The sequence below is a fragment of the uncultured Agitococcus sp. genome, from assembly GCF_937920075.1.
GTDB lineage: Bacteria > Pseudomonadota > Gammaproteobacteria > Pseudomonadales > Moraxellaceae > Agitococcus.
The window spans coordinates 1-11978 of the sequence record NZ_CALETI010000335.1 but is presented as its reverse complement, the minus strand read 5'-3'; the positions used below and the strand labels follow the sequence as shown (position 1 = coordinate 11978).

General features: G+C 39.3%; 13 protein-coding genes. 6 read left to right on the top strand and 7 right to left on the bottom strand.

Going from position 1 to position 11978, the window contains the following annotated elements; all coding sequences use genetic code 11:
* On the top strand, positions 1–548 hold a 548-nt coding region (locus Q0212_RS11685; protein ID WP_297925683.1), incomplete at its 5' end, for a hypothetical protein.
* Between the two features lie 77 nt (positions 549–625).
* Positions 626–1000 carry a hypothetical protein gene (locus Q0212_RS11680; protein ID WP_297925680.1) on the top strand — a complete coding sequence of 125 codons (375 nt, stop codon included), beginning with the start codon at positions 626–628 and terminating at the stop codon, positions 998–1000.
* 67 nt (positions 1001–1067) lie between these two features.
* On the opposite strand, the gene Q0212_RS11675 is transcribed toward Q0212_RS11680, so the two are convergent.
* Both Q0212_RS11675 and Q0212_RS11670 read right to left on the bottom strand, forming a co-directional pair.
* Positions 1068–1898 carry an SDR family oxidoreductase gene (locus Q0212_RS11675; RefSeq protein WP_297925678.1) on the bottom strand — a complete coding sequence of 277 codons (831 nt, stop codon included), beginning with the start codon at positions 1896–1898 and terminating at the stop codon, positions 1068–1070.
* A gap of 138 nt (positions 1899–2036) precedes the next feature.
* Positions 2037–3503: an NAD(P)/FAD-dependent oxidoreductase gene (locus Q0212_RS11670; protein ID WP_297925676.1), complete on the bottom strand. Its 1467-nt coding sequence runs from the start codon at positions 3501–3503 to the stop codon at positions 2037–2039.
* Positions 3504–3594: 91 nt separating this feature from the next.
* On the opposite strand from Q0212_RS11670, the gene Q0212_RS11665 reads away from it, so the two are divergent.
* Positions 3595–4257, top strand: coding sequence for a TetR/AcrR family transcriptional regulator (locus Q0212_RS11665; RefSeq protein ID WP_297925674.1), 663 nt, complete (start codon positions 3595–3597; stop codon positions 4255–4257).
* On the opposite strand, the gene Q0212_RS11660 is transcribed toward Q0212_RS11665, so the two are convergent.
* From Q0212_RS11660 to Q0212_RS11650, 3 genes are all read right to left on the bottom strand, one after another.
* A complete protein-coding gene (locus Q0212_RS11660) occupies positions 4243–4443 on the bottom strand; it encodes a hypothetical protein (protein ID WP_297925672.1) in 201 nt (66 codons plus the stop codon). The two genes, Q0212_RS11665 and Q0212_RS11660, sit on opposite strands and share 15 nt — an antisense overlap.
* Before the next feature lie 8 nt (positions 4444–4451).
* Positions 4452–5093 carry a TetR/AcrR family transcriptional regulator gene (locus Q0212_RS11655; RefSeq protein ID WP_297925669.1) on the bottom strand — a complete coding sequence of 214 codons (642 nt, stop codon included), beginning with the start codon at positions 5091–5093 and terminating at the stop codon, positions 4452–4454.
* 255 nt (positions 5094–5348) lie between these two features.
* Entirely contained in the window at positions 5349–7616 is a 2268-nt protein-coding gene (locus Q0212_RS11650; RefSeq protein WP_297925667.1) for an NADP-dependent malic enzyme, read from the bottom strand.
* A gap of 576 nt (positions 7617–8192) precedes the next feature.
* On the opposite strand from Q0212_RS11650, the gene Q0212_RS11645 reads away from it, so the two are divergent.
* Complete coding sequence (locus tag Q0212_RS11645) at positions 8193–9227, top strand: hypothetical protein (protein WP_297925665.1); 1035 nt, start codon at positions 8193–8195, stop codon at positions 9225–9227.
* A 46-nt stretch (positions 9228–9273) separates the two neighbouring features.
* Here the strand turns inward: Q0212_RS11645 and Q0212_RS11640 are convergent, their stop codons facing one another.
* Together Q0212_RS11640 and Q0212_RS11635 are read right to left on the bottom strand one after the other, a co-directional pair.
* Complete coding sequence (locus Q0212_RS11640) at positions 9274–9543, bottom strand: hypothetical protein (RefSeq protein WP_297925663.1); 270 nt, start codon at positions 9541–9543, stop codon at positions 9274–9276.
* Positions 9509–10327 carry a PhzF family phenazine biosynthesis protein gene (locus tag Q0212_RS11635; protein ID WP_297925661.1) on the bottom strand — a complete coding sequence of 273 codons (819 nt, stop codon included), beginning with the start codon at positions 10325–10327 and terminating at the stop codon, positions 9509–9511. Before Q0212_RS11635 ends, Q0212_RS11640 begins: the two co-directional genes overlap by 35 nt.
* A 242-nt stretch (positions 10328–10569) precedes the next feature.
* Between Q0212_RS11635 and Q0212_RS11630 the strand changes: the two genes are divergently transcribed.
* Positions 10570–11709: a hypothetical protein gene (locus Q0212_RS11630; protein ID WP_297925658.1), complete on the top strand. Its 1140-nt coding sequence runs from the start codon at positions 10570–10572 to the stop codon at positions 11707–11709.
* Positions 11710–11718: 9 nt separating this feature from the next.
* Positions 11719–11978 (top strand): hypothetical protein (locus Q0212_RS11625; protein ID WP_297925656.1); only part of this gene is annotated, 260 nt, incomplete at its 3' end.

Below are 11978 nucleotides of genomic sequence, written 5' to 3'. Positions count from 1 at the left end.
CCGGAACCATGGTTACGGAAGATATGGTGAAGGCTGCCGAAACAAATGCGATGTTTCAGCAAAGTGCTTTATTGTTAACCGTGTATTTGGGTGATAAATCTAAAGTAGCAGCTTTAGATACAGAGTTAAAAGCTATTCAAGCTATTTCAGATCCCAAAGAGCGTGATGCTAAAATGAAGCAATTGGCAGAGAAAAATAAAGCAGTTACTGATGCAGTAATGGCAGATCAAACCAAGGCTCAAGAAGAGTTAAGTAAATTGGAAGCAGAGCAGAGACAACGTGCGATTAATGCAGCATTTAACTTTGCTTTGGGCGTTATACAAGCAAAAGATCTTGTGCCTGCTGGTCAGAGTGCCATAACATCTGTACAGTCTAATCCTATGCAAGCAACAAAATTGGTTGGATTGAAAAATACGGTAAGTGATTTAACAGGTATTGTTGGTAATACTACATTAGCATTAACAACTGTTCCTAGTTTGTTTAAAGCAGCAAAAATTGATGCGCCGATCCCAACATCAAGCTCAGATAAGGCTGTGCCATTTGATTAAAAAAATCTTTTAGCTCCAATAAGGATGAGCTTTGCTCATTCTTATGTCTGATGTAATAAGTAAGGGAAGGCATACTAATGTCAAACAATAATAATCCATTGGTAATTGCGATCAGTGCTATTAGTACTTTGATTGGTGGTGGTGGACTTTATTTGCAATTGGCTGAGCATAATAAGGCTGAAAATGATGCGGTAAAAATTGAAAAAACACAGGTCATTCAGGATGAAGCACAAGTAGTTGAGAAAAAAATAATTGTAGAAAAAATCATCAATGCTCACAGTGACAATCAAAAAACAGACGATATATCAAAATTGGCTGCTTTTAATCTAAAAGATGATACCCCAACTGAACAGTCTAAAAAAGAGTCAAAACCAGTAAAAAGTTCTATGGTAGATGATTTAGAATTACCGCCTGCAAAAGATTTTGATGATTTTGATAAAGACGGGTTTTGATACCTAGATCATTTTTTAGTGTTTAGTTGTGCAAAAAAGCAGAATTTCTTCTGCCTTTCTGAGTCGTTTAACCCATCAACTTCGTGCTTAAAGACACAATTTTTTGATAACCTGTTGGTAACAAACGCTGCATCGCATCAACGACATAAGCATCAGAACCAATTAACGCACGACGTGAGTCTTTTTGTACGGCTTTTAAAATCACATTGGCTGCTTCTACAGGTGTTGTTCTAAACAGTTTTTCAAAGTTTTGTGTGCTTGTTGACGGATTCAAACCAATGCTCTTAATGCTGTCATTCATTTTGGCAGCTTTAGCAATATTGGTTTTAATACCACCAGGATGAACACAAGTGACGCTGACTGGTGCATTTTCGATATCTAATTCTTGGCGTAGGGCTTCGGTAAAGCCACGTACCGCAAATTTACTGGCGTTATAAGCACTTTGAGAGGGTTGAGAGCAAAGGCCAAAAATACTAGAAATATTGATAATATGACCTTCGCCAGAAGCTTTTAAGTATGGTAAGAACGCTTTAGTACCATAGACCACACCCCAGAAATTGATGTTCATAACCCATGCTAATTCGTCATAGCTCATGCCTTCAACGGTGCTACCTAACGCCACACCTGCATTATTAAAAATTAAGTTTACTTTGCCATGATCACGAACAACAGCATCTGCCCAAGCATGTACACCATCTTTATTCGAGACATCTAATTTTTGACTGGTCACATTGACACCAAAAGCTTTGGCTTGAGCAACTGTTTCTGCTAAACCTGTTTCATTAACGTCACTTAACGCTAAATGGCAGCCTTGTTTGGCTAAGTTGAGGGCTAAAGCACGGCCAATACCAGAGCCAGCACCTGTAATCGCAGCAACTTTATTCGTAAAAGATTTCATGGTTTTCTCTCTAAAAGTATAAGGCTTACGCATTTTATTGCGCGTAAGTCCTCAGTGGTCGCCCTTTGGCTTAGGTGGCACAGCACAGGGGCAATGGATATTAATTCCCCCTTTGAATAAAGGGGGGTAGGCTAAAAGTTATTTACTGGTTTGATAGTTTTGAGCATCAAACTGGGCAGTTTTACGTCTAAAGTCAAACGTAAAACCTGGCCAGAGGGTGGTGTTTTTGCCGCTGTCGTTGACATACCAGCTTTTGCAGCCAGTGCTCCATACCGCACTACCTAGTTTGTTTTGTAAGTCATCATTAAAGCGTTGTTGTTGATCGGCTTTCACATCCACTTCTTTCCAGCCATGCTTATTCATTTGTTTTAAGAAGTCCATGACATAAGCGACTTGTGACTCAATCATAAAGACCATTGAGCTATGGCCTAAACCTGTATTTGGCCCCATTAATAAAAATAAATTAGGGAAACCACTCATGGTGCTACCTAAGTAAGCTTGTGCGCCTTCTTTCCATGTATCCAATAAATCGACGCCACCTTTACCAAAAATAGCACCACGAGGAATTGGATCTTGGGCTTTAAAGCCTGTGCCAAAAATAATTGCATCAATTGGACGTTCAACACCATCATCACCAATAATGCTATTGGCACGTACTTCTTTAATGCCGTGAGTAATTACATCAACGTTGGGTTGTGCTAATGAGGGCAAATAGTCATTAGAAATTAAGACGCGTTTGCAACCAAAGGCATAATCAGGCGTGACTTTTTTGCGTAAGACGGGGTCTTTAATCGCTTGACGAATATGGCGACGAGCTTGTAACTCAGGCAATTTCATCACACGTGGATTAAGTACAAAACCTAAAACACGGCTTTCTAATTGCAAATAAATGGCATTACGAATGGCTTCTTGGCTCTTAGGCGCAAGTTTAAACAAGGTACGTTCTGCACTGGTAATGTCACGATCAGGTTTTGGCATAATCCAAGGTGGCGTGCGTTGATATAAATCTAAATGCGCGACTTTAGGCACAATTTGTGGCACAAATTGGATTGCACTTGCACCTGTACCAATGACTGCGACACGTTTGCCTTCAAGCGCATAATCATGCTGCCAATCTTGAGAGTGGAATTTAACGCCTTTAAATTTGTTTAAACCTTTAATGTTTGGATAAGCAGGGGTGCTCAAACCGCCCATGCCACCCACCACAACACGGGCGGTTAAGGTTTTACCTGCTGCTGTTTCGATGCGCCATAATTTATAGTCTTCTTCATAAACGGCTTGTTTCACTTGTTGACCAAATTGAATATGACTTAACAAACCATATTTGCGTGCACAATGTTGCAAATATTTTTTAATTTCGGGTTGGGGAGCATACATTCTTGACCAGTTTGGATTAGGTTCAAACGAGAAAGAATATAAGTGAGATTGCACATCACACGCACAACCAGGATAGTGATTATCACGCCATGTACCACCAACATCATTAGCTTTTTCAAGAATGGCAAAATCATTAATGCCTGCTTTTTTTAAGGCAATACCCATACCTAGGCCAGAAAACCCTGTGCCAATAACAATGATTTGATAATCTGGACTAATCGTGTTCATAAATTATGTTACCAAACTGGACAATAAGTGTTGTCAACTTTATAATTGACAACGATTGATGTCAACATCTAAACGTAGGTTTTTTACAAAAATGACTGAAACATTATCCAATGACAAGAAAAAGCGGTCTTTTCGTGGGGTGAGTGCCGAACAACGACAAGCGGAACGTCAGCAAAAATTGTTAGAAGCAGGATTGCAATGTTTTGGTACACATGGCTTTTATAAAGTGACTGTGCGCGAAATTTGTGCTGAAGCCAAATTAACCGAACGCTATTTTTATGAATCGTTTAAAAATACCGAAAGTTTATTGGTGGCGGTTTATCAGCGTTTAATTCACGATATGCAAAACGTGATTATCATGACGGTGTTAAATGCCGAAGATAAGCAACCTAAAGCGTTAATTAGATTAGGTTTAACTACGTTTTTGCGTTATGTCTCAACCGATCCACGTATTGCCCGTATCTTATTTATTGATGTGCCACATGTGCGCTTTGAAAATAAAGCTTTGATTATGGATACCATGAGTACCTTTGATACCATGTTGCAGCAATTTGGCCGAATTCTGTTTCCTAATTTTCCTAATCAGGGCGTAAATGTGGAATTAGTGACATCGGGTTTAAATGGTGCAAACGTCCATATTGTGATGAGATGGGTGCATAGTGGTTTTAGTTATCCGTTTGAGGAAGTGTTAGAAAGTTGTTACACCATTTTTGCGGCAATGGCTGAGTATTTAGAAAAATTAACTATCACTTAATGATGGACTTTCTGATGGTTTTTCTGTGTCAGAGGTATGTTGGGGATAATGTGCTGCTAAATAATCTTTTAGCCTTTGTTGATCAAAATCAATCGGCTGTGTGGCAGTACGAACAGCAGGAATGCTAATCGCACAGCAATGGCCTTCGACTTTAAAATCGTCTTCGGATAATTGATGTTTATTCATGTCGGCCTCTAGGGTTGATATGCACGTAAAAAATTAGTGACAGCAATGTGAATATAATCATCGGCATTGATAGCGTTAGCAAAAGCAGGCAGTCCGAGTAGGGTGCGCCATTGAGCGTGAGCTTTGATGGTTTCCATAAATTGCATGGCAGCTATATCTGGGCGAGGACAGACAAGCAAACCAGCATCATGATGCCGTTTGATCAAACTGGCTAATAAATCTAAAACATATTTTGGCCCTGTGTTATAAGCTATTTCAGCTAATTGAGGAAAACGATCAGCCTCTGTGGCCAATGCTCGAATTAGCGCAATTCGTTCCACATCAATAGCTGATTCTAAAACACGTTGTGCAAATTGAGTGAGTGTATGCTCTAAATTATCACTTAATCCTTGTGGAATATCTAAATGGGCTAAAAAAACCTGACAACGCTCAGCAAACATTGCAGCAAATAAACCATCTTTATTGCCAAAATATTTATAAACACTGGCTTTTGAACCACCAGTTATTTTAATAACATCATCCAAGCTTGTTCCAGCAAATCCTTTTTCTAAAAATATAAGACGCGCAGCCTTTAATAATGCTTCACGTCGCTGTTCGCCACGATGTGTTTTTGCACAACTAATGATTTGATTTAATATGGATTTAGTCATTTTGCTTAGTATCTAGTACCGATGTTTTTAATATATTGATTTAATTAGATATTTTTAAATAAATGAAATTGTACTTGTCAGTACATTATCAAGATTGATTAAATAATTCAATAGTTGTTATAAGTTTTAAATAGCTAAGTATTTATTGATATTAAGCGTAGTTAAAGAGCTAATGAATAACAATAGCAGAAAGTTAACGAGGAAGGCAAAAAAAGACAAGAGAGGATATCGTTGATATCCTCTCTTTAGTGAGGCTTAAGCTTGAGATTCTTTGGCTAAAATCTCAGCAACGGTTAACGCAACCATATTCACAATACGACGTACTGTGGCAGAAGGTGTTAGCACGTGAACAGGTTTTGCCGCACCTAAGAGGATTGGGCCAATAGTGACACCACTACCAGACGCAGTCTTTAATAAATTAAAGGCAATATTGGCTGCATCTAAGGTTGGCATAACTAACAAGTTAGCATTACCTGTTAAATTAGATTTGGGGAAGGTGGCCTTACGAATTTCTTCGTTTAAGGCTGCATCACCATGCATTTCACCATCAACTTCCAACTCTGGTGCATTGGCACGAATTAAGGCATAAGCCTGACGCATTTTGACGGCACTGGCCGTATTTTCTGTACCAAAGTTAGAGTGAGACAATAAAGCAGCTTTAGGCACAATACCAAAACGACGAATTTCTTCGGCAGCCAATAAAGTCATTTCAGCAATTTGTTGGCTACTGGGTTCTGGATTAACGTAAGTGTCAGCAATAAATAAATTGCGATCTTCAGTCATTAATACATTCATTGCATAGAAGTTTTGAGCATTGGCATTTAAACCAATAATTTGCTCAATATAATCTAAGTGCAAATGGTAGTGACCAAATGTACCGCAGATCATGCCATCAGCTTCGCCGAATTGAACTAACAATGCGCCAATTAAGGTACTACGACGACGTACTTCACGCATGGCTAACTCAATGCCCATTCCACGACGACACATTAAGTCATAGTAGTAGTTCCAGAGTTTTTCGTAGTGAGGTAAGTTGTCTTGGTCAATTAAGGTAAAGTCACTGCCAGCACGAATACGCAAACCTAATTTTTCAATGTGACTGTTAATTGTACTCGCACGACCGACTAATAAAGGATGGGCTAAACCTTCATCAACGGTAATTTGTACGGCACGTAATACACGCTCATCTTCACCTTCACAAAACACAATACGTTTGCTTGGTGCAGCTTTTGCTTGAGCAAAAACGGGCTTCATAATAAATGCAGAGTTATAAACAAACTCAGACAAACGTTGGCGATAAGCATCAAAATCTTTGATCGGGCGTGTGGCAATGCCAGAGTCCATTGCTGCTTTAGCAACCGCAGGTGCAATTTCCATAATCAAACGTTGGTCTAAGGCTTTAGGAATAATGTATTCCGCGCCAAAGCTGTTTGGTTCGCCATAAGCTACTTCGTCACGTTCAACGTGTGCCATACGTGCAATAGCGTGTACGCTAGCAATTTTCATGGCTTCGTTAATCGTGGTTGCGCCTACATCTAATGCGCCACGGAAAATATAAGGGAAACATAAGGCGTTATTGACTTGGTTGGGGTAGTCAGAACGGCCTGTGGCAATAATCGCATCCGAACGCACCGATTTAATTTCTTCAGGCATAATTTCGGGCGTAGGGTTAGCCAAAGCAAAAATAATTGGCTTATCGGCCATGCTAGCAACCATGTCACGCGTGACTAAGCCTGCTGTAGACAAGCCTAAGAACATATCTGCACCTTTCATAATGTCGCCTAAGGTGCGAGCATCAGTTTCTTGGGCATATTTGGCTTTACTTTCGTCCATTTGACGGCCAAAGTGTAAAACACCTTTAGAGTCAGCCACATAAATGTTTTCACGGCGTGCACCAATCGCACACAATAAGTCTAAACATGAAATAGCTGCCGCGCCTGCGCCAGAACAAACAATTTTAATATCTTCGATTTTTTTGTTAACCAGTTTTAAGGCATTTAACAAACCAGAGCCAACAATAATCGATGTTCCATGTTGATCGTCATGAAACACAGGGATTTTCATGCGTTCACGGAGTTTCTTTTCGATATAAAAACATTCAGGTGCTTTAATATCTTCTAAGTTAATGCCACCAAACGTTGGCTCTAAAGAGGCAATAATCTCGACTAATTTGTCAGGGTCACGTTCATCAATTTCGATGTCGAAAACATCAACCCCTGCAAATTTTTTAAATAAAACGCCTTTACCTTCCATCACAGGTTTAGAGGCGAGTGGGCCAATATCACCCAAACCTAAAACCGCTGTACCATTACTAATCACCGCAACCAAATTACCGCGTGCGGTGTAACGAGAGACAGTAGTTGGGTCTTTTTCGATTTCTAAACACGGCGCAGCCACACCCGGTGAATAAGCCAATGCTAAATCGCGTTGATTAGTTAATTGTTTGCTTGGAGTCACCCAAATTTTACCAGGGTGAGGAAATTCATGATAATCCAAGGCGGCTTTACGTAATGCCTCGTCCATAGTATGTCTCGCTTGTGCAAAAAGAGCTTTTATTAAACGACTGATACTCGATAAAAATAGTCGTTGCTCAATGGGTGTCAAATACAATAAAAATATAAACTGAGGACTTAGGCGTTTCACTCAAATTAGCACGTTGTGAGAGCATAAAAGCTACGCTCAGTAACCATAAAAACAGTTTAAATACGAGCAAATCAGTGATAACAACATAAGTCCAAAACTTAGCCATGCTAAGCTTGAAAAAATAAAGTGAGTGAATATAACACTGTACGCATTGCGTGTGGCAATGTCATTGCAAAAAATATGAACTTTCCCTTGGTGAGGGGCAATTAAGTGGCATAGACACTTAATATGCGGCCAGTAAAATCTCTCGTGGGGTGATGAGCTTGATTTTAAAGCCAAAGATCATTGCTTATTACTATAAGCATTGTCTAGCGGGGTATTGTTGATAAAAATACTATGTCTTGCCGATATTAGCAAGCAACAAAGCTTGGACGAAAATGTTTTTAGCTGTAGGGGCTGTGGCAGATAACTGTTATTATCAAAAAACAACAGCCGCTATTATTTTAGGATTCGTTTATGGAACAAATTTTACATCCAAAGGCTCAAACCTTATTAGATGCACAAGTTGCGTATATTCTAAAAAAAATAATTGCAGATGATCTACACCTAACATTAGAGCAAGAGTTGGATTTAGTTTTAGCTAATGCGCCCTTGATTACTTTGAGCGAATGCGTCAGTTCTCTGCAAATTAAACAAACTGTGCATCGTTATGCCATAGAGTTGGATTTGGGGGCAGGGGTGTTTGATATTATGGGTGATATTGCTCGTCGTGTTCATGGTCATCATATTCATCAGCAAACTACTCTAAATGAAATACTCAGCGACCGTCAATTTGAGCAAGTTTTAGATAAAATCTTAGAGTTAAAAAATATTAGAGAATATATTTTGCGCGAAGTGGTCATTAATCCAGTTTATGCGAGTTTAGCATCAGACGTGGTTTATTATGGTTTGCGTGATTATTTATTATCGCAAATGATCGGTGGTAAAAAGCGAGTCCAACGTGTGCAATCCGTGTTAAGCAAAGCAAAAGACTTTGTTAACCATTTACCTCAAGGCTTAGAAGAAGCGATTGAAGATAGCCTTCGTTTATATATTAATCAAAGTATTCGTCATATTATTGCTGAAAGCCGAAGCTTTTTGACGCATATTGATCAAAATAAACTACGCGATAGTATTTTGGATATTTGGGACAATATTAAACAACAACCGATTAGCACTTATCAGCAATTATTAACCAGCATAGATGTCGAAGAATTATGCGTGATGAGTTATGAGTTTTGGCGTGATTTTAGACAAACAACGTATTTTAAAGTCTTATTGGAAGCTGGGATAGACGCATTTTTTCAGCGATATGGTGATGTGACGTTGGATATATTATTAGAGGAAGTTGGTATCAAACGAGATATGTTGCTAATTGATGCTGTAGCTTTTGCACCACCGATTTTAAAAAAGTTGGGTGAAAAAAATTTATTGGAGCCTTTTATTCGTCGTCATTTACACGGTTTTTATGCTTCTGAGGAAGTACAGGCTATTTTGTTGAGTCCTCTTTAACAAATAACTTTGCTCCTTTTGTATAAAAAGGAGCAAACTCACAATGCTAATGTAGATTTAGTAAAGTCCACGTCACAAAAGCACTACAGCCAAACATAGCACCTAAACCTAACCATAAAAATTTAGAGCTAGTGTCCTTTATTGGTTCGGGATATAAATCTGGGTTATCTCGCTCATAGGCTTCAACTAAGGCTTTGGCCTCTTTGAGGCTCAAGGCTTTTTCTTTGCGTACAATATTAATAGCTTCGATTTTGTGGCCTAAGGCTAATGCACCAATAGCATCAAGAGGCATTGGGCAGTGGTAATGGTTGTTCATAATAAAGTTTCCCTTCAATAATTAAGACAGCTTGTCCGTGTAATAGCACACGATTATCTGGTGATAATGTACACCTTATACTACCTGTTCTAGCAGAAAGTTGTTGGGCAACAAGTGTATTTTTGCCAAGTCGCGCACACCAGTAGGGAGTTAATGTGCAATGTGCGGAGCCAGTCACAGGATCTTCATCAATACCATACTTGGGGGCAAAAAAACGACTGACAATATCGGCTTGCTCTCCACGTGCCGAAATAATAACGCCTCGGCCTTCAAGTTGCATAAGCAAAGGCTTATTAATATGCACTTGTTTTACTTGATCTTCATTGGCTAAAACAACTAAATAATCGTCAGCAAAGAGAACTTCTTGCGGCTCAATACCAAGAGCTTGTTTTAGTATTGGTGGTGTTGGGCAAGATGTGGCAGGGCAACTAGGAAAGTCCAAAGTTAAACCATCATCTTCGCGTAAAACTCGTAAATCGCCTCGATAACGGGTTTTAAAGTGAACGACCATGCTTGGATAAGCTAAACAATTAAAAATCACATAAGCGGCAGCTAAGGTTGCATGACCACATAGTTCTACTTCGGTGGTTGGGGTAAACCAACGTATTTCGTAGCCAGTCGCAATAGGGACAATAAATGCCGTTTCAGATAAATTATTTTCGGCAGCAATTTGTTGTAACAAGCCGTCATCAAGCCATGAATCCAGAACGCATACAGCAGCAGGATTACCTTTAAACGCTTGATTGCTAAAAGCATCAACTTGATAAAATGGGATGGCAGACATACAGCAGACCCTATCCTTGAGACGAATTTTAGACACAGTATACAGAGAGATTTAAGGGAGCTTTGTAAGATATTTGCACAATTCTTGCAAAAACTTGCTTGCGTCGTTGTTAACATTTAGGCAGAGTAGGCGAGTTTGACGCAAAAATAGACTTGGAAAGACGGCTATTTTGATAACGTTTTTTGATAATTGGTTACTATTTTTTAAATTCTACGAAATTACAGCTCAGGCTTTAGATACTCATGGCCAAACAAGATAAACCCTTACAAACATTAAAAATAGCTTTTTTAGGCGGACGTGGTTGCGGAAAAACTACGTTATTAGCCAGTTATTTAGGTCATATGGCCAGTAGTCGTTGGCAGAATGAACATCATTATTATCTCAGTACACCAGATTCCAGCGACTCTAAGCGTTTAAATGAGCTATTTCAGGGCTTATGTAATGGTTTTTTTCCCGAAGCGACCATTAAACGTGCCTCCGCTTATCGTTTTCAAATGCACATTCAAGACTGTGAAGGTGTGCCTTTAGAGATTCAATGGTTAGATTATCCTGGTGAGTGGTGGGAGCGTGAACCCGTTGATGAAAAAGAGAAAAAACAACGGGATGACTGTTTAAAACGCATGGTTAATAGTCATGTATGTTTTTTGGTGATTGATGGTGCGCAGTTTCAACGTCATGGTGAAACCTATTTACGCGCCCATTTAGCCCATATGACCAATGAAATTGCCAATTTATTACGCCAAAGTGGCGGGCCAAAGAAAAAAAATAATCCTTTAAAAGATATGGTTTGGGTCATGGCTTTAAGTAAGGCGGATATGTTGGAAAGCCAATTAACCGCCGCCGATTTTGCCGATTTTGTCAATCGTTATGCAGGCGATCAATTAGACACCTTGCGTCAGCGTTTAGGTGAGGCGGGTTGCCCATCGTTTGGCATGAATTATTTAGTCTTTTCTTCGGTATTAGGGGTTGGTCAACGGATTATTGATATTAATAAAACCATCGGTTTAGATTTAATTGCTCCCTTAGCTTTGCGTACCATTTTAGAAAAAGAGCTACAAAATAGCGAAAAATCAGCCGTGTTAAAACGTATTTTTGCAGGCAGTGCCGACCGTGGGGCTTTACAAGCCTTGTTTAATTTATTGCGGCAAATTTTGGCTAAATGGCCAGACCGTTCAACACGCGATTTAGGTGATTTGTTATTTACCAAAGCAGAAACATGGTTAAATGGCCGCGCCCAAGATTTACAAAATGAAATGAATCAATATCAAAAACAAGGACATAGCTTGCAAGTTGCGGAGTCAGTGCTTAAACTCGCCTTAAGTAAGCCCGAAAATCGGCGGTATTTTTATGTACCCTTATTACGAGTTGGGGCGAATCGCTAGAGGTAGGGCATGGAAAATTTAACCATAGACACGCAATTAGTATGGATGACTTGTGGCATAGATGCGGGTTATCAAATTTTATTAGCACCACCTGAAGGTTCTAAATCTTGGGTTGATTTATTAGAAGGGGCTTTTCCTAATTTTGAGTTGGGCGGTTCAAATTTAAAAACTGTTGAAATTAATTATGATGGTAATAAAGCATTGGCTTTAGCGTTTTTCGATCCTGAGTTGTGTGATGCAAGCTCACGCCCGATTAGATCGGAAGAGCA